The organism is Massilia sp. CT11-137, from assembly GCF_047302885.1.
GTDB lineage: Bacteria > Pseudomonadota > Gammaproteobacteria > Burkholderiales > Burkholderiaceae_D > Telluria > Telluria orientalis.
Map to the genome: position 1 here is coordinate 2195904 of NZ_JBKYMP010000001.1, position 21826 is coordinate 2217729.

Genomic DNA, 21826 nt, shown 5'->3' on the forward strand with positions numbered 1-21826 from the left:
CATTCCAGGACCGCCATGCCCGCAGCCGCATCCACCGTCAACCCGCAGCAGACCGGCCGCTGGCCGCGGCGGCTGGGGCTGTCGCTCATGTTGCTGCTGGTGTGCGCGGCGCTGGCCGCCGTGGCGTACCGTTATGCCGAGGATGCCGCGATCGACCGGCTGCGGCTGTCCGGCGCGCAGCGGCTGGACACGTACGCGGCAGGCCTCGAACACCTGCTGTCCAAGTACGATTTCCTGCCCGGCACGTTCGAATTGAACAAGGACGTCATCGCGCTGCTGCGCCAGCCGGGCGACGAGGCGCTGCGCCGGGACGTGAACATCTACCTGGAGCGCGTCAATCGGCTGGCCGGATCGACCAGCATCTACATCGTCAACCTGAAGGGCGTGACGCAGGCGGCCAGCAACTGGCGCGCGCCCGACAGCTACGTCGGTGACTACATCGCGTTCCGGCCTTACATACGCGAGGCCCTGCGGGGCATGCCGGGCGGTTTCTACGGGGTCGGCACGACCCGCGGCGAGCCCGGCTATTACTTTGCCCGCGGCATTTATCACGAGGGCCGCATGCTGGGCGTGGCGACCGTCAAGGTCAACATCGAGAGCCTGGAGGCGAGTTGGGCGGAGGCCGGCGGCAAGGCCTTGCTCACCGATCCGCATGGCGTCGTGTTCCTGAGTTCGGTGCCCGAATGGAAATACCGGACGCTCGCGCCGCTGACGCCGGCGGCAAGGCAGGAACTGGAACAGTCGCGCCAGTATTTCTCGCATGCGCTCACGCCGTTGGGCCTGCGCGAAGTGCGCGCGCTCGACGCCCGCGCGCGCATCGTCACCGGGCCGCCGCCGGCCACGGGGCCCATGCTGAGCCAGTCGCGCGGGCTGGTGACGCGCAACTGGCAGATGGTGTACCTGTCCGACCTCGCGCCGGCCCGCGCCAGCGCCCGCGCGGCGGCGCTGCTGACGGTGCTGTCGGAAGCGCTGGCGGTCATGCTCGTGCTGTATGCGCGCCAGCGCCATCGCCTGGGCCGGCAGCGCCAGCGGGCGCGCGAGGATCTGCAGCGCGCCTACGACCAGCTGGAAAACCTGGTGGCCGACCGCACCGCGAGCCTGGAGCAGATCACGCGCGAGCTGCGCGACGAGAACGCCGTGCGCCGCCAGGCCGAAGAGCAGTTGCGCAAGGCGCAGAGCGAATTGGTCCAGGCGGGCAAGATGGCCGTGCTCGGGCAGCTCTCCGCCGGCATCACGCATGAACTGAACCAGCCGCTGACGGCGCTGCGCACGATGGCGGACAATGCCCGCGTGCTGATCGAGCGCGGCCGCCACGCCGACGCCTCCGCGAACCTCGCGACCATCTCGCAACTGGTCGAGCGGATGGGCCAACTGACCGGGCAGCTGCGCCAGTTCGCGCGCAAGTCCGACACGCGGCCGAGCGCCGTGCCGGTGGCGGATGCCGTCACCGCGGCGCTGTTCCTCGTCGAGCGCCGCATCGCGCAGGAACGTGTAGGATTCCGCATGGCGACCCATCCGCGCGACCTGTACGCGCTGTGCGACAGCAACCGGCTGCAGCAAGTCCTCGTCAACCTGTTCAGCAACGCGCTCGACGCGATGGAGATGGCGGGGAGTGTCTCGCGCCAGCTCGTCGTCGAAGCGGGGCGCGAGGGCGCGCGCGTCCTGATCGCCGTGACCGACAGCGGTCCCGGCATCCCGGAGGATGTCCGCGCGCACCTGTTCGAACCCTTCTTTACCACCAAGCCGCAGGGCAAAGGGCTGGGCCTCGGGCTCGCGATCTCCGAGCAGATCGTACGCGAGTCCGGCGGCCGGCTGCGGGCCGAGTCGCCCCCCGAGGGCGGTGCCCGGTTCATCATCGATCTGCCCCGGGCGGAGTAGGATAGCTACCATGTCTACATACGAATCCATGAAAGTGCTGCTCGTCGAAGACGACGCCATCGTCCGCGCGGGCAGCGCGCAAGCGCTCGATCTCGCCGGCTTCCAGGTCGAGGCGTTCGACGCCGCCGAGCCGGCGCTGGCGCAGATAAGACCCGGTTTCGCCGGCGTCGTCGTCAGCGACGTGCGCCTGCCCGGCATGGGCGGCATCGAGCTGATGGCCGCCGTCAAGGCCATCGACGCGCAGCTGCCGGTGATCCTCGTGACGGGCCACGGCGACATCTCGATGGCCGTCGGCGCGATGCGCGGCGGCGCCTACGATTTCATCCCCAAGCCGTATTCGTCGGAGCAACTGGTCGAGGCCGTGCAGCGCGCGCTGGAGACGCGGCGCCTGATCCTGGAAGTCGAGACGCTGCGCCACCGCATCGCGAACGGCGAGGGCATCGAGGCGATGCTGCTGGGCGATTCGGCCCCGATGCGCAACCTGCGCCGCCTGATCCTGGACCTGGCCGACGAATCGGCCGACGTGCTGATCTACGGCGAGACGGGCACCGGCAAGGAGATGGTGGCGCGCTGCCTGCACCAGTTCAGCCGCCGCCGCGCGCATCACTTCGTCGCCCTGAATTGCGGCGCGATCCCGGAAAACATCTTCGAAAGCGAAGTGTTCGGCCACGAACCGGGCGCGTTCACGGGCGCGACCAAGCGCCAGGTCGGCAAGATCGAGCACGCCGACAAGGGCTCGCTGTTCCTCGACGAGATCGAGAGCCTGCCGCTGTCGCTGCAGGTCAAGATGCTGCGCGTGCTGCAGGAGCGCTACGTCGAGCGGCTCGGCTCCAACCACCCGGTGCCGGTGGACGTGCGCGTGATCGCGGCGTCGAAGGTCGACCTGAAGGAATGGTCCGACCAGCAGAAATTCCGCAGCGACCTGTACTACCGCCTGAACCTGATCGTGCTGAACCTGCCGCCGCTGCGCGAGCGGCGCGAGGACATCCCATTGTTGTTCGAACACTTCATGCTGGGCGCGGCGGCCCGCTACAAGCGCGCCGCGCCCACGGTGCCTGGGCCGCTGATGCAATCGCTGATGGCGCACGACTGGCCCGGCAATGTGCGCGAGCTGCGCAACATCGCGGAGCGCTTCGTGCTGGGCCTGTCCAGTGGCGCGGACGGCCTGCTGGCCGCGCGCACGGCGGCGGCGGTGCCGCTCGCGGACCAGGTGGGCGCGTTCGAGCGCGCCGTCATCGAACAGGAATTGCGCCGGGCGGCGGGGAGCGTCGTGGACGTCGCCGCGGCGCTCGGGGTGCCCAAGCAGACGCTGTACTACAAGATGCAGAAGTACGGGCTTACGCCAGATGATTACCGATGACGGCAATGTGACGTTACGCGTGGGCGCAGGGCGCCCACCCTACGATGTCCGTGTTGCCGTAGGGTGGGCACCCCGGGCCCACGATCGCATGCATTACCGCGCCGGGAACGTGACGCTGACTTTCAATCCGCGCCCGCTTTCGGCCCTGGCCAGCTCCAGCGTGGCCCCATGCACCGTGGCGATGTCGCGCACGATGGCGAGGCCCAGCCCCGTGCCGCCCGGATTGCTCTCCAGCGTCGCCTGCGCCCGGTAGAAGGGCATGAACACCTTGTCGTATTCGGCCGGATCGAGTCCTGGCCCGCTGTCCTGCACGTCGAGCACCACGACGCCGATCAGCCGCCGCACGCGCAGCAGCACCGTGCCGCCCGGCGGCGTGTAGCGGATCGCGTTGTCGACCAGGTTGCTCGCCAGTTCGTGCAGCAGCAGCGCCTGGCCGTCGATGGTGGTGGCGCCGTCGTCTTCCGCTTCCAGCGCGAGGTCGATGCCTTTCTGGACGGCCGGCAGCGCCAGTTCCAGTCCGACCTGGCGCGCCACCTCGGACAGCGCCACCGGCGCGAGCGCCGCGTTCGCGCCGCCGTGCTCGATGCGGGCGAGCGTCAGCAGGCGGTTCGCGAGGTGCACGGTCGAATCGGTCGTCGCCGCGATCGAGCGCACGATGGCCTGCATCGCGGCCGGATCGTTTTCGCGCAGCGCCAGCTCGGCCTGTGTCTTGAGCACCGTCAGCGGCGTGCGCAGCTGGTGCGAAGCGTCGGCGATGAAGCGGCGCTGGCTCGCGATCAGGTTCTGCATGCGCGCCATCGTCCCGTTCATGGCGGCGACCAGCGGCCGCACTTCGCGGTGCACGAGGGCTTCGTCGACGTCGGACAGGTCGGAAATCGCGCGCGTCTCCACGACCTGTTTCAGCCGCATCAGCGGCTGCAGCACGAGGCGCACGGCGAACCACACGAGCGTCGCCACGGCCAGCACGAGCAGCGCCTGGCGCAGCAGGGTGTTGAGCAGGATGCGCCGCGACAGCGCGCGCCGCGCGTCCAGCGTCTCGCCCACCTGGATCAGGGCGATGCCGCGCATGGAATCGTCGTACACGGGCTGCAGCAGGGCGGCGATGCGCACCGGCTCGCCGTTGTAGTCGGCGTGGTAGAAACGCACGAGGGCCGGATACAGTTCCGAGCGGGGCGTGTCCTTCGGGACGGGCGGCAGGTCGTCGTAGCCGGATACCGTCTCGCCATGCAGCCCGCCCACGCGGTAGTAGATGCGCCCGAGGGTGTCGGTCTCGAAGCTGTCCAGCGCCACGTAGGGCACGTCCGCCACGACCTTGCCGTCGCGGACCGAGACGCGCTCCGCGAGCGCGCGCGTGGACGCGAGCAGGGAGCGGTCGTAGGCGATGTCGGCGGCGTCGAGCGCGTCGCGGTACAGCGACACGGCATTGGCCGCGACGAGGATCACGAGCGGCACGATCAGCCAGCGCAGCAGCTGGCCGCGCAGGCTGCCCAGCTTCGTCGACGCCGCCGGCGGGAACCGCATGCTCAGGACGCGGCCGGCGGCCGTTCCTGCAGCAGGTAGCCGATGCCGCGCAGGGTGGCGATCGCGGCGCCGCCGTCCGGGCGCTTGTCCAGCTTCTTGCGCACGCGGTGGATGTACAGTTCGATGGCGTCGAGGTTGGCGTCGTCGTCCAGCGCGAACACTTCGTCGAACAGCTTTTCCTTCGACACGGCGCGGCCCGGGCGCGAGATCAGCGCTTCCAGCACGGCGTGTTCGCGCGGCGTCAGCGCCAGCGGCTCGCCGCCGTAGGTGAACATGCGCGCGACGGTGTCGAAGCTGAGCTGTCCGCACGTGTGCACGAGCGCCTCGTTGCCGACGCTCCGGCGCAGCAGCGCCTTCACGCGCGCTTCCAGTTCGGCCAGTTCGAACGGCTTGGCGAGGTAATCGTCCGCGCCCAGGTTCAGGCCCTGCACCCGTTCTTCCAGGCCGCCGCGCGCCGTCAGGATCATCACGGGCGTGCGCCCGCGCGTACCGCCGCGCGCCCGCAGGCGGCGCAGCACTTCCAGGCCGTCCATGCGGGGCAGGGTCAGGTCCAGGATCACGAGCGCGTAGTCCTGGGTGTGCAGCAGCGCGTCGGCGTCGGCGCCGGTGGCCGCGCATTCGACGGTGAGATTGGCGTCGCGCAGGGCTTTGGATACCCAGTGCGACAGCTCGACGTGGTCTTCGACTAACAGGATTCGCATCGCGCCAGTGTAAGCCACGGAACGCGCCGTGTCTTCATGGGTAAGTGATTTCCACAACACCCGACATTGAAAGGTTCAGTGAAAGCTGATTGAAAGGTTGGCGGACCTATCCTTGGTCTCACGAAGCGGCACACGACCGCCTTGATGACAACAACGGAGACAATATGAAGAAATCGGCCCTCGCGCTCGCCGTCCTGGCAGCGCTTTCCCTGAACGCATCCGCCCAGACCAATGTCCAGGTCTACGGCATCGTGGATGCCGGCGTCGAATACGTGAACCACGCATCCGCCAGCGACGCCAGCCAGGTGCGCGTCGTCTCGGGCGGCAAGAACACGTCGCGCTGGGGCTTCCGCGGCAGCGAAGACCTGGGTGGCGGCCTGAAAGCCATCTTCAACCTGGAAGGCGGCGTCATGCTCGACACCGGCGCCCAGGACGGCAACCTGTTCAAGCGCCAGGCCAACGTCGGCCTCGAAGGCGGCTTCGGCCGCGTGATCATCGGCCGCTCGTTCACGACGACCTATGACCTGGTCATCAAGTTCGACCCGATGGGCTTCGCGCCCAACTATTCGTGGGCGACGTCGAGCAACGCCACCGGCCCGTCCAAGTACGGCATGACGACGGCGTTCGACAACCTGATCAAGTACACCGGCACCACGGGCGGCTTCACCTACGGCGCCACCGTCGGCATGGGCGAGCAGGCCGGCAACGCGGCCGATGGCCGCAAGTACGCCGTCGGCGGTTCCTGGTTCGGCGGCCCGGTCGGCGTGATGGCGTCGTACGAACAAATCAACGGCAACACGCTCGCCGCCACCGGCGACCGCGACAAGACGACGGCCTTCCACCTGGGCGCCCTGTACAAGGCGGGTCCGATGACCTACCAGGCCGGCATGCGCGGCTACAAGCTCCAGTCGGGCAAGGCCGCCACGCCGGACGTGCGCGGCGACACGTACTGGGCCGGCGCCACCTGGGCCGCCTATCCGTGGACCCTGACGGGCGCCGTCTACCATGTCAACACGAAGAACCTGCCGTCCGCGAAGGACGCGGATCCGACGATGCTCGTGGGTCGCGCCATGTACTCGCTGTCCAAGCGCGTCTGGCTGTACGCGTCGGTGGCGCATGCCAAGGCCGACCACGGCCAGCTCGTGGGCCTGTCGCGCGACGATCCGGGCTTCGGGTCGACGCAGACCGGCGTCACCACCGGCATCCAGTACCGGTTCTGACCGACCCCTGGCCGCAACATCATGAAGCGCGCCATCTCGATCCTTACCGCCGCGGCACTGTCCGCGGCAGCGGCGGCGGCCAGCGCCAACGCCGAATGCGTGGTGCCGTCCAAACCGGGCGGCGCCATGGACCTGACCTGCAAGCTGGCCCAGAAGGCCTTGCCGGACACGAAGCTGAAACTGGCCTACCTGCCGGGCGGGATCGGCGCCGTCGCGTGGCACACGCTCGTGTCGCAGCGGCGCGCCGAGCCTGACACGCTCGTCGCGTTCTCGGGCGGTTCGCTGCTGAATCTCGCCGAAGGAAAATTCGGCAAGGCGCTTGCTGCAGACGTGCGCTGGGTCGCGGCGCTCGGCGTCGACTACGGCATGATCGCGGTGCGTTCCGACGCGCCGTGGCATAGCCTGGACGAGCTGATGGACGCGATCCGCAAGAATCCGCAGCAGGTCCTGATCGGCGTGTCCGGCACCATCGGCAGCCAGGACTGGATGAAGGTGGCGCTGCTGGCGCGCCGCGCCGGCATCGAACCGCGGCGCCTGCGCTTCGTCGCGCTGGAAGGCGGCGGCGAGACGTTCACGGCGATGAGCGCCAACTACGTGCAGGTGATCTCGGGCGACGCATCCGAAGCGGCGCTGTATGCCGGACCGGGCAAGGTGCGCGTGCTGGCCGTGCTGGCCGAGAAGCGCCTGGCCGGTGTGCTGGCGTCCGTGCCGACGGCGCGCGAGCAGGGCTACGACATCGTGTGGCCCGTGATCCGCGGCGTATGGATGGGCCCCGGCGTGCCGGATGCCGACTACCGCCGCTGGGTCGACGCCTTCGCCCGCGTGCAGGCCACCCCCGATTTCGCGGCTTTGCGCAGCCAGGCCGGCCTGTACCCGTTCTCGCTCACGGGCGACGCGCTCACGCGCTGGGTCAAGCAGGCCATCAACGATTACAACCGACAGGCCAGGGAATTCAACCTGGTCCGCGAACACTGACAACACCCCAGGAGACAACCATGAATTTCAAGAAGACCGCATTTGCGACCACCTTTGCCGCCGCCATTTTCGCATTCGCCGCACCGGTGCTGGCGCAGGCCCCGGCAGGCTACCCGGCCAGCTACCAGCAACTGATCGACGCCGCCAGGAAGGAAGGCAAGCTGGTGATCTACGGCGCCACCGACAGCAAGGCCGCCGAACCGCTGATCAGCGATTTCAAGTCGATGTACCCGGGCATCACGGTCGAGTACAACGACATGAACTCGACCGAAGTCTACAACCGCTTCTTCTCCGAGAACGCGGCCGGCGGCGACACGGCCGACGTGCTGTGGTCCTCGGCGATGGACCTGCAGATGAAACTGGCCGCCGGCGGCTATGCGCTGCCCTATAAATCGGTCGAAGCGGCGAAGATCCCCGGCTGGGCCGTCTGGAAGGACATCGCCTACGGCACCACGTTCGAGCCGGCCGCCTTCGTCTACAACAAGCGCCTGCTGAAGCCCGAGGAAGTCCCGCAGACGCACGCCGATTTCGTGCGCATCATCCAGCAGCCGAAATTCCAGGACAAGGTCACCACCTACGACATCGAGAAATCCGGCGTCGGCTTCATGTTCATGACGCAGGATGCGCGCGCCTTCCCGCAATACAAGCAGCTGGAACAGGCGTTCGGCGCGGCCAGGGTGCGCGTGCAGTCGTCGACCGGCACCATGCTGGAGCGGATCTCGTCGGGCGAAAACCTGATCGGCTACAACGTGATGGGTTCGTATGCGCTCGTGCGCGCCAAGAACGATCCGTCGCTGGGCGTCGTGCTGCCGAAGGACTACACCCTGATCATCTCGCGCGTCCAGTTCATCAACAAGATGTCCAGGCACCCGAACGCGTCGAAGCTGTGGATCGACTACATGCTGTCGCACCGCGGCCAGACCATCATCGCCAATGCCTCCAAGTTGTACGCGATCCGCGCCGACGTTACCGGCGAAACGACGTCCACTGACCTGATCAAGATGGTCGGCGAGAAGAACATCAAGCCGCTGCCGGTCAGCCCGGCCGTCGGGGAATACCTGGATCCGGCGCTGCGCCTGGCGTTCCTGAAGGAGTGGAAGGCTACTGCGGGTAAAAAGTAAGGCAGCCTTAAAACCGTCGTTCCCGCGGAGGCGGGAACCCAAGTGAGTGTCCTGGTCCGCTCAAAAAATTGGGTCCCCGCCTGCGCGGGGACGACGGTGGTGATGACCATAGGCTCTACATCGATCGGACACTCCCATGCCTACTTCAACCATGCCACTGGAATCCAAGGGCGCCGACGCCGGCAGCCTGCCGGCCGTGCGCGCGCCGCGCTTCAACTGGACGCGCGGCATCGTCGTGCTGCTCACCTGCGTGGCCATCTTCCTGCCGCTGTACCTCATCTTCTACCAGAGCTTCCTGACGGCGCCGTTCTTCATGCCCGACAAGATGCTCGGCCTGGACGCGTACCGCTTCATCTTCGACGACAGCGACTTCTGGCTCGCCTTCAAGAACGGCCTCATCCTGGCCGCCGGTCTCGCCGCCATCGCCGTGCCGCTGGGCGGCATGCTCGCCTTCCTGATGGTCCGCACCGACCTGCCGGGCCGCGGCATCGTCGCGCCGCTGCTGCTCGTGCCGATCTTCGTGTCGCCGATGGTGATGGGCTTCGGCTACGTCGTCGCCATGGGCCCGGTCGGCTTCTACTCGACGTGGGCGCACGACCTACTGGGCTTCGTGCCGTGGAACGTGTACTCGTTCACGAGCATCGTCGTCATCGCCGGCCTCACGCACGTGCCGCACGTGTACCTGTACGCCTCGTCCGCGCTGAAGAGCCTCGGCTCCGACGTGGAGGAAGCGGCGCGCGTCTCGGGCGCGTCGCCGTGGCAGGTGATGTTCAACGTGTCGCTGCCGATGATCATGCCGGCCCTCGCGTATGCGGGCGTGCTCGTGTTCTTCCTCGGCTTCGAAGTGTTCGGCCTCGTGCTCGTGCTGGGCGACCCGGAAGGCCACCTCGTGCTGGCGACTTACCTGTACAAGCTGACCAACAAACTGGGCACGCCGTCGTACCACCTGATGGCCGCCGTCGCCGTCTGCCTCGTCGCCGTGACGATGCCGCTCGTGATGCTGCAGCGCTGGCTCCTGAAGTCGGCCAACAAATACGTGTCCATCAAGGGCAAGGGCGCGCGCCAGAAACCGCTCGCGCTGGGCAAGTGGAAGTGGGTGGCCTTCGCCGTGCTGGGCACGTGGATCGCCGTCACCATCGTGCTGCCGCTGACCGGCATCGTGCTGCGCTCGTTCGTCCAGTACTGGGGCGAGGGCGTGAAGCTGGCCGACGTGCTCACCCTGCAGCACTTCCGCGACATCTTCGAACAGCCGTCGCTCGTGCGCGGCATCGTCAACACGATCCTGATCGGCGTGATCGGCGGCGCGCTGGCCGTGGCCTGCTACACCGCGATCGCGCTGGCCATGCACCGCAAGAACGACGGCATCACGCGCCTGCTGGACTACAGCGTCCTCGTGCCGCGCGCCGTGCCGGGCCTGCTGGCCGGCCTGTCGTTCCTGTGGGTGTTCCTGTTCGTGCCGAGCTGGCTGGACGGCATCCTGCACGGCATGGACAACGGCGTGGCCGCGTGGCTGTCGGAGCACTTCATCCCGGCGCTGCGCCAGATGCGCTCGACGATCTTCGCGCTGTGGCTCGCGTACTCCGTCGTGTGGCTCGCCTACGGCATGCGCCTCGTGTCGACGTCGCTGCTGCAGGTGGGCCCGGAACTGGAAGAGGCGGCACGCGCCGTGGGCGCCAGCCGCGGCCGCGTGACCCGCGACGTGACGCTCCCGCTGATCAAGTTCGGCATGCTGGGCGCCTGGCTGATGGTGTTCCTGATCTTCGAACGCGAATACTCGACGGGCGTGTACCTGCTGTCGCCCGGCACCGAGGTGATTGGCGCGATGCTCGTGTCGCTGTGGGCCGGCGGCTCGACGGACCTCGTGGCCGCGCTCTCGTTCATCAACATCACGCTCGTGGCCATCGGCCTCGGGATCGCGCTGCGCTTCGGCGTCAAGCTGCATAACTAAATCAATCGCGAGACAAACATCATGAACGTTTTGACCGTCAACGACCTGCACCTCGACTACGGCAGCGGCGCCACCGCCAACCCGATCCTGAAGGGCGTGTCGATGCATTTGCAGCGCGGCGAAGTGGTGGCGCTGCTGGGCCCCTCGGGCAGCGGCAAGACCACGCTGCTGCGCGCCGTGGCCGGCCTGGAAAGCCCGAAAGCCGGCACGATCGACATCGGCGAGCGCCGCGTGTACGACGGCAGTAAAAAACTCGAACTGCCGGCGGAAGCGCGCAACCTGGGCCTCGTGTTCCAGTCGTACGCGCTGTGGCCGCACAAGACCGTGTTCGACAACGTCGCCTACGGCCTCAAGCTGCGCAAGATGGCCGCGCGCGACATCGAACCGAAGGTACGCGAAGTGCTCGCGCAACTGGGCCTCGGCCACCTGGGCGAACGCTTCCCGCACCAGCTCTCCGGCGGCCAGCAGCAGCGCGTGGCGATCGCCCGCGCGCTCGTCTACAACCCGCCCGTGATCCTGCTCGACGAACCGCTGTCGAACCTGGACGCCAAGCTGCGCGAGGAAGCCCGTGCGTTCCTGCGCGAGCTGATCGTGCGCCTGGGCCTGTCGGCGCTGATGGTCACGCACGACCAGGCCGAGGCGATGGCGATCTCGGACCGCATCCTCCTGCTCAACAACGGCAAGATCGAGCAGCAGGGTACGCCGCAATCGATGTACGAGTCGCCGGACACGCTGTTCACCGCGGAATTCATGGGCAGTAACAACCGCCTGCCGGCGCGCGTCGTGGCGCGCAACGGCGGCGCCGCGCGCCTGCAGGTCGAAGGCATGGCGCTGAACGCGACGGCGCGCGGCAGCGGCGCATCGAATCCGGACGTGGAAGCGTCGGCGCTGATCCGCGTGGAGGAGGTGCGCATCGGCCGCACGCCCGTCGACAACGGCATCCAGCTGCCGCTGTCCACCTGCATGTACCTGGGCGACCGGTGGGAATGCCTGTTCAAGCACGGTAATTCGAGCGTGCGCGCGTACTCGAAGTACCGCGTCGATCCGGGCCAGTACTGGCTCGAGATGCCGGCCGAGAAGCTCTGGGTGTTCTGATCAGGACGTTCCTCCCCGCACTTGCGCTGGCCTTCACGGCGGCGCAACTGTGCATCTTCCTCGACACGCCGCTGCCGTGGATGATCGGCCCGCTGTTCTCGACGGCGATCGCCTGCATGCTGGGCGCGCGCCTCTCCGCCCCCGTGCAGGCGCGCGAGGCGGGGCAGTGGGCCATCGGCACCGCGCTGGGCCTGTACTTCAGCGCGCCCGTGCTGGCGGTGCTGGCGCGGCACCTGGGCTGGATCCTGTTGGCCGTCTCCTTCGCGATCTGCCTCGGCATGGCGGGCGGCGCGCTGCTGCGCCGGCTGTCCGGCAGCGACGCCGCGACGGCGTTCTTCGCGATGGCCGTCGGCGGCGCCTCCGAGATGGCCGTGCAGGCGGAGCGCCACGGTGCCGTGGTCGAACGCGTGGCGGCCGCGCACAGCCTGCGCATCATGATGGTCGTCGGTACGATCCCCTTCGCCGTGCGCTGGTTCGCGGCCCACGGCTGGGGCAACGGCCTCGATGCGTTCGTGCCGCTCGCCGGCCGGGTCGATGCGGCCGGCCTGTGCGTGCTCATCGCCGTTACCAGCTGCGCCGCGCTGGCGCTGAAACGCCTGCGCGTGCCGAACGCCTGGGTGATCGGCCCGCTGGTCGTGGCGCTGATGATGACGGCGGCCGGCGTGCAGCTGTCGCGCCTACCGGAGTGGATGATCCGCACGGGCCAGCTGTTCATCGGCGTCTCGCTCGGCACCCGCTTCACGCCGGCGTTCGTGCACACGGCGCCGCGCTTCCTCGCCAGCGTGGCCGCGTGCACGGCGCTCACGTTGCTGCTGGCGGGCCTGTTCGCGTTCTGCGTGGCGGCGGTGACCGGCCTGCATCCGGGGACGATGGTGCTGGCCACGTCGCCGGGCGGCATCGCGGAGATGGCGCTGACCGCGCGCGTGCTGCACCTCGGCGTGCCCGTCGTGACGGCGTTCCACGTCGCGCGCATGGTGGTGGTCGTGCTGGGGATAGCGCCGCTGTACCGGGTGTGGACGCGCATCGCCTGATCGTCACGGCACGTCGATCCAGGGGTCGATCGTCAGGGATTCGGTCTGGTGCTGGAGCTCGGCTTGCTGCTGGGCCGCCGCCGGCGAGCCGCCCCGGTTTTTCTGGCCATCCAGGTAGTCGCGCAAATCGGCGAGGCCAGCTGCGCGGGCCACGTTTTCCATCGTGACGTTGCCGGCGACGGTCCATTGGCGGAACGCGGCATCGGACGCCGGCGCGCGGCGCAATTCTGCCAGCACGGCGGCGCTGTCGACACCGGCCACCATGTGTGCATTCCATTCGGTGGCCCAGGCGGCCAGCGCCGGGTCGCGCCGGTTGCGGATCAACACGTTGAAGGCTTCGCGTGACTTCGCGTGGTCGCCGGCGTACGCAAACATGAGCGCCGCGCTGCGGGCGTACTCGCCGACCTCGCGTCCATTGTCCCATGCCAGCCGGGCCGCTGTCGGCGCGGTGGTGGTGGGCGGCTCGCCGGACGCCAGTTCCGCGCGCAGCAACGCATAGGCCGCCGTCGCCGACGAAGGCGCCGCATTGACGGCGTCGACGAGGTGGCGGCGCGCTGTCTCCAGCGTGGCGGCGCGCTCCGCGCCCTGCTGCCCCTCCGCGAGTCGCAGCAAGGCGCGGCCGAGGAGTTCGAGCGCCTCGGGCGTGCGCTGCGTGGATAGATAGGGCAAGGCATCCTGCGGCTTGCCCCAGTCGACCTGCGCGCGGCTCAGCGCCATGCGGGCCAGCGGATGGTTCGGCGTGCCGTCCTGATTGGCTGTCATCGTGCGCAGCAGGGCTTCGCCCGTCGCGCGTCCCGGGCACGACTTCAGGGCCGCATCCATCGTCACGTAATCGCTCACCGACTCGGGCAAGACCGTAATGTCGATCGGGGCGACGGGAACGGCGGGTGCTGCGATCCGCAACACCCTGGCGTCGCTCAGGCGGTAACGCCACAGTACCTCGTCGAGTTCGTCCGGTTTCATGCCGAAGGCCGTTTCGAACGCCTTGTACGCAGGTGTGCCGCCGTTGGCCAGGTTGAGGTAGCGGGCCATGCGGGTGCGGTTCGCTTCCGACGACAGCATGAAGTGGGTCAGCAGCCAGGCGCGGGCCGCGAATTCCAGTTTGATGCCCGCCGGGCCGGCGTAGCCGTGGCCTTCGCTGTCGTTGTCGTTCAGGACGTCGGCATACGTCAGGCTGTAGCGGCGGCCGCTGCGCAGGAAGTCCAGGTAGCGCGCGACGGCTGCCGGCGCCTGGCCGACGACCATCTGGTCATCGGAGAAGCGGGCCGCGGCGAAGTACTGCGCGAAGCCGTCGATGAACGACAGCGGCGCGCGGATATCGGTGTGGTGGTACAGGAAATGGCGCGCGTAGGCCTCGAACAGATAGGTCTGCGTCTCGCTGTCGGGCATGGCACCGATCTCCACGCCGACCCCTTGCACGCCGCCGCTGCAACTGGTGTACAGGCCGACGGCGCCTTTGGCCACCGTGCCGGCATGCTGCCGCAGGTCGCCTTTGCGCTGGCGGTAGTAGAAAGCGAGCTTCGATTCGTTCGGCGGGCTCTTGAAAAACGGCTTCGTGTAGAGACGCAGCAGGCCATCCAGGCGCTCCAGATCCTGCAGTATGAGCATGGCGCTGTCGCGCGTCGTGTCGGCGTACATCACGACATGCCGGCTTTCGGCCTTGAACCACGCGGACGGGTGTTTCTGGCCCTGGATGGTGACCGCCTGTTGCGCGTTGGCGGTGGACGCGCAGAACAGGCAGACCGCCATCAGCGCGTACTTGGCGAGGTCATGCAGCATTGTCTCTCCGGATCATCGATTGGCGGAAATGCGCCTGGACGCACACGCGGCCGGGCGCTCTTCAATTGGCATTAACTCACCGGCACTGGCCCATGCAATACGAATACACGTAGTTATAGGCACCGTTCGCCTGCGCGTAGATCCACGGCTGGGAGGCGCTGTAGCACGCCTGGAATTCCGCGGCCGAATGCGCGGTCTGGCCGCAGTTCTGCGCCGCCTGCTGCGAGGCCCACGCCTCCGCCTGCGTATAGGCCTGCTTGGCCGCGGTCGTGCACGTGCCGTTGCAGTCGCTGGCATCCGCGATGGGGGCGGCGAAGATCATGCAGGCGATGGCGCTGGTGGCAATCGATTTGAGCGGTGCGTTCGACAGAAATTTCATCAATGGCGCTCCTGTGAGTGTAAGAGAAAGGGCACATCATCGATCGCGCCTGCGCGGGAGGGCCACAGGCGCGACCGTTTCCGCGCGAGCGGACACCTGTCGTGCGCGGTACGGACATCGAACCGCGCTGCATCGCCTGGCTGGGGAGGGAAGTCCGACATGGCCTGTTGTTTTTATGGTGGCCATGCGGTGAATGCAACGCATTGTAGGTGCGCGTTTCCGGCAAAAGCCTCACCAATACTCACCGATTGTGAAATTTTTTTGAATCGGTAGTCGCGCCAGTCGCTGCGGGTAGCGGAATCCGCGACCCTTGATTCGCGCCGAGCAACATCATGTGTTCAAGCCGGCGGTTGTGTTGTAGATTGTCGCTTCGTTCAATACCGCATCGACGAGCATGAGCCACCCGAACCACACCAGCCAGTTTGCCCTGCTGACCCAGCGCCGCTTCGGCCCGTTTTTCTGGACCCAGTTCCTGGGCGCCTTCAACGACAACCTGTTCAAGACGGCGCTGCTCGTCGTGCTGACCTATGACGCGCTGTCGTGGACGACGCTGCCCGCCGCGCTGCTGAACAACCTGATCCCGGGCCTGTTCATCCTCCCGTACGTCGTGTTCTCCGCCACCGCCGGCCAGATCGCGGACAAGGTCGAGAAGGGCCGCCTGGCGCGCTTCGTCAAGCTGCTCGAAATCGGCATCATGGCCATTGCCGCCATCGGCTGGCTCACGCACAACCTGTGGCTGCTCGTCGCCGCGGTCGTCGGCATGGGCGTCCATTCGACGCTGTTCGGCCCCGTGAAATACGCCTACCTGCCGCAACACCTGAAGCCGGAAGAACTCGTGGGCGGCAACGGCGTCATCGAAATGGGCACGTTCGTCGGCATCCTGCTGGGCGAGGTGATGGGCGCGATCCTGGCCGGCCACGGCGCCGCCGGCGTGCACCTCGTCGCGTTCGGGACGCTGGCCGTCGCCGTGCTGGGCCTCGCCATGAGCTGGCGTATCCCGGCGTCGCCGGCGCCCGCGCCGGCGCTGAAGATCAGCGCGAACTTCGTCGCCGAATCCGTGCGCAACCTGGCGTTCTCGAAGAAGAACCGCACCGTGTTCCTGTCGATGCTGGGCAATTCCTGGTTCTGGTTCTACGGCGCGCTCGTGCTGTCGCAATTCCCGCTGTACGCGAAGGAGTACCTGCACGGCGACCACAGCGTGTTCGTGCTGCTGCTGACCATCTTCTCGCTGGGGATCGGCACCGGCTCGCTGCTGTGCGAAAAACTCTCCGGCCGCAAAGTGGAGATCGGTCTCGTGCCGTTCGGCGCCATCGGCCTTTCGCTGTTCGGCATCGACCTGTATTTCGCGAGCCTCGGCTATACCAACACGGCGTCCGTCGACTTCATCGGCGTGCTGGCGCAGCACGGCACGCTGCGCATCCTGGCCGACATCCTGCTGCTGGGCGTGTTCGGGGGCTTCTTCATCGTGCCGCTGTTCGCGCTGATTCAGACGCGCTGCGATCCGGCGCACGTCTCGCGCACCATCGCCGGCATGAACATCCTGAATGCGCTGTTCATGGTGGCGTCGGCCGGCGTCGCGGTCTTCCTGATCGGCCGCGGTTTCAGCATCCCCGAGATGTTCCTGACGACCGCGCTGCTGAACGCCGTCGTCGCCATCTACATCTTCTCGCTCGTGCCGGAATTCCTGATGCGCTTCCTGGCCTGGCTGCTGATCCACACGATCCACCGCGTGTCGACGGTGGACGTCGAGCGCATCCCGGAAGAGGGCCCCGCGGTCCTCGTCTGCAACCACGTCAGCTACGTCGACGCCATCGTCATCCTGGCCGCGAGCCCGCGCCCGATCCGTTTCGTGATGGACCATCGCATCTTCAAGACGCCGCTGCTGGGCTTCATTTTCCGCACCGGCAAGGCGATCCCGATCGCGCCGGCGCACGAGAACCCGTGGCTGATGGAAAAGGCGTTCGTCGACGTCGCCCAGGCGCTGCACGAAGGGGAACTCGTGTGCATCTTCCCGGAGGGGAAACTGACGCGCACGGGCGAGATGAACGCATTCCGCGGCGGCATCGCCAAGATCGTCGCGCGCAGCCAGGTGCCCGTGATCCCGATGGCGCTGCGCGGGCTGTGGGGCAGCGTGTTTTCGCGCGATCCGTCGAATGTGTTCGAGCGCTCGTTCGCGCGCGGGCTGCGCTCGAAGCTGGCGCTGGCCGTCGGGCGGCCGGTGCCGCCGCAGCAGGTGACGCCGGAGGGGTTGTACGAGGAAGTCCTGGCGTTACGGGGGGATTGGAAGTAAGTTTCTCCATGATGCCCGGTGACAAAAAGACTAGTCATCCCGCGTGCCTCTGTTATAATTCTGGACCAAGTCGGGGCGTAGCGCAGCCTGGTAGCGTACGTGCATGGGGTGCACGTGGTCGGAGGTTCGAATCCTCTCGCCCCGACCAACGAATTCAAAGAGTCAGGCCAGCTTTCGAGCTGGCCTTTTTCGCTTCTTGAGGTTGCCGCACGGGAATGATCGCAGCCGCTTGATGATTTCAGTATATTGATCGCCGAATATATAGATCAGCGATCCGCCATGATCCCTCGACTCGCGCGCGCAATGACGATAGTCCAGTCCCTGGTTGGATTATTGCTGGTTCTGACCCCCGCATTACTGATCTGGCAGCACTTCGGGATGACCCGGGTCTTCGAGCTCTCGCCCCGGCAGCCCTACGGCGCGACCGTTACCGACGACCGTCACGAGAACGGCAAGTCCGTCGCGTCGCTGGTGCGTGCGAACGATGCCTTCGTCATGCGCTGCGATCTGCGCGCCGGCTATGCCTGGCCATTCTGCAAGCTGCAGTTCCACTTGGGGCAGCACGGAAAAGGCGTGGATTTCAGTCAGTTCGATTCGGTCACGTTCGACATGCGTTATTCGGGCGAGTCGGGCAGAAAAATCAGGCTGCACCTGACGAACTTCGAACCGGAATTTTCCACCGTCGGCGACTGGAATTCGCAGCGGTACAACTCCGTCGAATTCGACGCGCCGGAGCAGGCCTCGTTCACGATTCCCGTCAACGTCGTGCGCACTGCCGACTGGTGGATCACGGCGTACGACGTGCCGCTGGAGAAAACGTATACCCGGCTCGATAACGTCACGGCGGTGGAGATCTCGACGGGATCGGTGCCGCCTGGCCAGTCGATAACGATCGAACTGCGGTCCATCCAGTTCCGCGGAAAATGGATATCGGATACCGCGCTGCTGACCTGGCTGGTGGGTGCATGGATCGGATGCGGCCTGCTCGGGCTATCGCTGAGCCTCTTGCACGTCCGCTCCAGTCTCTCGGCCAGCAATGCGCGCCTTGAACTGCTGGCCGTCATCAACAAGGCGCTGCAGCTGGAGGCGCGCGATCTCGCCAATCAGGCTCACACCGACCCGCTGACCGGCGCATTGAACCGCCAGGGCCTCAGGGAGGTGCTGATGAAACGCTTGCACGTCGCCGGCCACGTCGACGAGGAGATGGCGGTCGTCTTCATGGATCTCGACCATTTCAAGCGGATCAACGATCAACATGGCCACGACGCCGGTGACGAGGTGTTGCGGCGCTTCGCCGCGGTCATCCGGGGCGAAGTCCGATCGAGCGACAAGCTGGTGCGCTGGGGCGGAGAGGAATTCCTGCTCCTGTGTCCGGAAACCGACGTGGCGCATGCCATGACGATGCTGGACAAGCTGCGTGCGGCGCTGGCGACGCAGGACTGGCCGCACGGGTTGCGCGTCACGTCATCCTTCGGCCTGACGTCGCTGAAGCCCGAAGAAGACATCGGGGCGGCGATCAAACGGGCGGACGGGGCGTTGTATCGCGCGAAAGCGAACGGCCGCAACCGGGTGGAAATCGCCTGACCAGACGATCATGTGTAGCATTTTTTCAACCTCACCCACCGAACTGATCAATGTTCGTAGTAAAATTTCATAACATTGCATTATTTGTCGTGCCGCGCTGTGTATAAAGGCTGGCCTATACAAGGTATCTGCCCGCCAACGCTGGTTATCTGGTGCGTGTTCTGTAAATTATTTACATTTTGGAGAGCTGAATGAGCGTTGAAGAGGCACGGAACTTCAAGGAAGAGTTGCTGGGGCGGGATATCCGCCAGCTCGGCCGCATGCTGGGGGAAACGATCCGGGCCCAGGAGGGCGATGGCGTGTTCGACCGCATCGAGTCGGTCCGCAAGAGCTGCATCGGTTTCCGGCGCGACGAGGACGGCAGCGCGCACGAGGAACTGGCGGCGATCCTCGCAGACATCTCGGCCGACGAGAAGACCCAGCTGATCCGCGCCTTCACGTATTTCTCGCTGCTGGCCAACATCGCCGAAGACCAGCACCACATCCGCCGCAGCCGCGCGCACCTGTCCGCCGGCTCGGCGCCGAAGAAGGGCAGCATCGCGCACGCCGTCGACGGCGTGTTCGCCGCCGGCCGCATGGACGACCTGCGCGCCTTCTTCGACGACGCGCACGTGAGCCCCGTCTTCACCGCGCATCCGACCGAGGTGCAGCGCAAGAGTGTCCTCAACTGCCAGATGGCGATCGCGCGCCTGATCGGCGAACGTGACCGCACGCAGCTGACGCCCGACGAAGAGCAGGACAACGACGAAGCGCTCGCGCGCGCCATCCTGACGCTGTGGCAGACGCGCCTGCTGCGCCCCACCAAGCTGTCGGTGCTGGACGAAGTCGAGAACGGCCTGTCCTTCTTCGACTATACGATGTTCAAGAGCGTGCCGCGCCTGTACTGCGCCCTCGAGGACACGCTGGCGCAAAAGGATGCCGGCTGGGCCGACACGGAGCTGCCGTCGTTCATGAAAGTGGGCAGCTGGATCGGCGGCGACCGCGACGGCAACCCGTTCGTCACGGCCGACATCCTGCGTGCCACCCTGAAGGCGCAGGCGACCCGCGCGCTGGATTTCTACCTGCCGGAAGTGCACATGCTGGCGTCGCAACTGTCGCAGGCGCAGTCCCTGTGCGGCAGCACGGAAGCCCTGCACCGCATCGCCGAGCGCACGCCCGACCAGTCGCCGCACCACCAGGACGAGCCGTACCGCCAGGCGCTGCACGGCATGCATGCGCGCCTCGTGGCGACGCGCGACTGGCTCGTCAGCGGCGCCAATGAGCCGGATGCGGTGGCCTACGCCAGCGCCGACGAGCTGCTGGCCGACCTGGACGTCATCCACGAGTCGCTGGTGGCCAACGGCGCCCGCCAGCTGGCGCGCGGCCGGCTGCGCCTGTTGCGCCGCGCCGTGAAGGTATTCGGTTTCCATCTCGCGCCCGTCGACCTGCGCCAGAACTCCGACGTGCACGAGCGCGTGCTCGCGGAACTGCTGACGCAGGCGCGCCCCGGCGTCGATTACCTGGCACTGGACGAAGCCGCGCGCTGCACGCTGCTGCTGGAAGAACTGCAGTCGCCACGCCTGCTCGTGTCGCCGTTCGAGGCGTATTCCGAAGAGACGGCGTCCGAGCTGGCGATCCTGAGCGAGACCAAGCGCGCGCACCTGACGTACGGCCGCGCCGCCGTCACGAACTACATCATCTCGAAGGCGGCTTCCGTCTCCGACCTGCTGGAAGTGGCTGTGCTGCTGAAGGAAGCGGGCCTGCTGCACCCGACGCTCGGCACGCTCGACGTCAACATCATCCCGCTGTTCGAAACCATCGACGACCTGCGCGCCGGTCCCGCGATCATGGCCGCGGCGTTCGGTCTGCCGTTCTACATGCGCCTGTTGCAATCGCGCGACCGCCTGCAGGAAGTCATGCTGGGCTACTCGGACAGCAACAAGGACGGCGGCTACGTCACGTCCGGCTGGGAGCTGCACAAGGCGGAGCTGGAACTCATCGCCGTCTTCCGCGCCCACGGCATCAAGCTGCAGCTGTTCCACGGCCGCGGCGGTTCGGTGGGACGCGGCGGCGGGCCGAGCTACGAAGCGATCCTGGCGCAGCCGCCGGGCGCCGTGCAGGGACGCATCCGCCTGACGGAGCAGGGCGAAGTCATCACCGCGAAGTACGCCAACGCCGACGTGGGCCGCCGCAATCTCGAGGTGCTCGTCGCCGCGACGATGGAAGCGACCCTGCTGTCGCATGACCAGCCGCAGCCGGACGCGGCGCAGGTGGCCGCGATGGACCGCCTGTCGACGGAAGCGCTGCGTGCCTACCGTTCGCTCGTGTACGAAACGGAAGGCTTCGAAACGTACTTCTGGGAGTCGACGGTGATCACGGAGATCGCCGCGTTGAACATCGGCAGCCGTCCGGCATCGCGCAAGAAGTCGCGCTCGATCGAAGACCTGCGCGCGATCCCGTGGGTGTTCAGCTGGGCCCAGTGCCGCCTCATGCTGCCGGGCTGGTACGGTTTCGGCACGGCGGTGGAACGCTTCATCGCGGACGCGCCCACCGAGCGCCTCGCGCTGCTGCGCACGATGTACAAGACGTGGCCGTTCTTCACGACGCTGCTGTCGAACATGGACATGGTGCTGGCGAAGAGCGACATCGCGATCGCCAGCCGCTACGCCGGCCTCGTGGCCGACGCGGCGCTGCGCGACCGCATCTTCGGCGCCATCAGCGCCGAGCATGCGCGCACGGTGGAGATCCTCCGGCAGATCATGGAGCAGGACGAGCTGCTGGACGGGAACCCGCAAATGCAGCGTTCGTTGCGCAACCGCCTGCCGTACATCGATCCGCTGAACCACCTGCAGGTCGAGCTGCTGCGCCGCTACCGGGCCGGCGTCGACGACGATGCGACCCGCAACGGGCTGCACATGTCGATCAACGGCATCTCGGCAGGCCTGCGCAACAGCGGTTGACCGGT

The 21826-nt window shown here is 67.0% G+C and carries 15 protein-coding genes and 1 tRNA gene; 12 read left to right on the plus strand and 4 right to left on the minus strand.

Annotated elements, in window-relative coordinates; genetic code table 11:
• Positions 1 to 15 precede the first annotated feature (15 nt).
• Both ACEN98_RS09890 and ACEN98_RS09895 read left to right on the plus strand, forming a co-directional pair.
• Positions 16 to 1878 carry a sensor histidine kinase gene (locus ACEN98_RS09890; protein WP_413383895.1) on the plus strand — a complete coding sequence of 621 codons (1863 nt, stop codon included), beginning with the start codon at positions 16 to 18 and terminating at the stop codon, positions 1876 to 1878.
• 10 nt (positions 1879 to 1888) lie between these two features.
• Positions 1889 to 3238: a sigma-54-dependent transcriptional regulator gene (locus ACEN98_RS09895; RefSeq protein ID WP_413383897.1), complete on the plus strand. Its 1350-nt coding sequence runs from the start codon at positions 1889 to 1891 to the stop codon at positions 3236 to 3238.
• Between the two features lie 93 nt (positions 3239 to 3331).
• Here ACEN98_RS09895 and ACEN98_RS09900 read toward each other — a convergent pair whose 3' ends face one another.
• The gene (locus tag ACEN98_RS09900) at positions 3332 to 4759 is read right to left on the minus strand and encodes a sensor histidine kinase (protein WP_413383899.1); all 1428 of its coding nucleotides are present in this window, start codon (positions 4757 to 4759) and stop codon (positions 3332 to 3334) included.
• A 2-nt stretch (positions 4760 to 4761) separates the two neighbouring features.
• Positions 4762 to 5460: a response regulator gene (locus ACEN98_RS09905; RefSeq protein WP_413383901.1), complete on the minus strand. Its 699-nt coding sequence runs from the start codon at positions 5458 to 5460 to the stop codon at positions 4762 to 4764.
• Positions 5461 to 5624: 164 nt separating this feature from the next.
• On the opposite strand from ACEN98_RS09905, the gene ACEN98_RS09910 reads away from it, so the two are divergent.
• From ACEN98_RS09910 to ACEN98_RS09935, 6 genes are all read left to right on the plus strand, one after another.
• The gene (locus ACEN98_RS09910) at positions 5625 to 6680 is read left to right on the plus strand and encodes a porin (RefSeq protein WP_413383903.1); all 1056 of its coding nucleotides are present in this window, start codon (positions 5625 to 5627) and stop codon (positions 6678 to 6680) included.
• A 21-nt stretch (positions 6681 to 6701) separates the two neighbouring features.
• Positions 6702 to 7655, plus strand: coding sequence for a tripartite tricarboxylate transporter substrate binding protein (locus ACEN98_RS09915; protein ID WP_413383905.1), 954 nt, complete (start codon positions 6702 to 6704; stop codon positions 7653 to 7655).
• Between the two features lie 20 nt (positions 7656 to 7675).
• A complete protein-coding gene (locus tag ACEN98_RS09920; RefSeq protein WP_413383907.1) occupies positions 7676 to 8776 on the plus strand; it encodes an ABC transporter substrate-binding protein in 1101 nt (366 codons plus the stop codon).
• A gap of 151 nt (positions 8777 to 8927) precedes the next feature.
• A complete protein-coding gene (locus ACEN98_RS09925; RefSeq protein ID WP_413340968.1) occupies positions 8928 to 10724 on the plus strand; it encodes an ABC transporter permease in 1797 nt (598 codons plus the stop codon).
• A gap of 21 nt (positions 10725 to 10745) precedes the next feature.
• The gene (locus ACEN98_RS09930; RefSeq protein ID WP_413383909.1) at positions 10746 to 11819 is read left to right on the plus strand and encodes an ABC transporter ATP-binding protein; all 1074 of its coding nucleotides are present in this window, start codon (positions 10746 to 10748) and stop codon (positions 11817 to 11819) included.
• 26 nt (positions 11820 to 11845) lie between these two features.
• Positions 11846 to 12850 (plus strand): AbrB family transcriptional regulator, encoded by a 1005-nt coding sequence (locus tag ACEN98_RS09935; RefSeq protein ID WP_413385970.1) that lies wholly within the window; start codon positions 11846 to 11848, stop codon positions 12848 to 12850.
• Positions 12851 to 12853: 3 nt separating this feature from the next.
• Here ACEN98_RS09935 and ACEN98_RS09940 read toward each other — a convergent pair whose 3' ends face one another.
• Both ACEN98_RS09940 and ACEN98_RS09945 read right to left on the minus strand, forming a co-directional pair.
• Positions 12854 to 14629: a hypothetical protein gene (locus ACEN98_RS09940; protein WP_413383911.1), complete on the minus strand. Its 1776-nt coding sequence runs from the start codon at positions 14627 to 14629 to the stop codon at positions 12854 to 12856.
• 76 nt (positions 14630 to 14705) lie between these two features.
• The gene (locus ACEN98_RS09945) at positions 14706 to 15008 is read right to left on the minus strand and encodes a hypothetical protein (protein ID WP_413383913.1); all 303 of its coding nucleotides are present in this window, start codon (positions 15006 to 15008) and stop codon (positions 14706 to 14708) included.
• 394 nt (positions 15009 to 15402) lie between these two features.
• Between ACEN98_RS09945 and ACEN98_RS09950 the strand changes: the two genes are divergently transcribed.
• From ACEN98_RS09950 to ppc, 4 genes are all read left to right on the plus strand, one after another.
• The gene (locus ACEN98_RS09950; protein WP_413383915.1) at positions 15403 to 17298 is read left to right on the plus strand and encodes an MFS transporter; all 1896 of its coding nucleotides are present in this window, start codon (positions 15403 to 15405) and stop codon (positions 17296 to 17298) included.
• A 71-nt stretch (positions 17299 to 17369) separates the two neighbouring features.
• Positions 17370 to 17446 (plus strand) — tRNA-Pro (locus ACEN98_RS09955).
• 131 nt (positions 17447 to 17577) lie between these two features.
• A complete protein-coding gene (locus ACEN98_RS09960; RefSeq protein WP_413383917.1) occupies positions 17578 to 18882 on the plus strand; it encodes a GGDEF domain-containing protein in 1305 nt (434 codons plus the stop codon).
• Positions 18883 to 19073: 191 nt separating this feature from the next.
• The gene (ppc, locus tag ACEN98_RS09965) at positions 19074 to 21821 is read left to right on the plus strand and encodes a phosphoenolpyruvate carboxylase (protein WP_413383919.1); all 2748 of its coding nucleotides are present in this window, start codon (positions 19074 to 19076) and stop codon (positions 21819 to 21821) included.
• Positions 21822 to 21826: the final 5 nt, after the last annotated feature.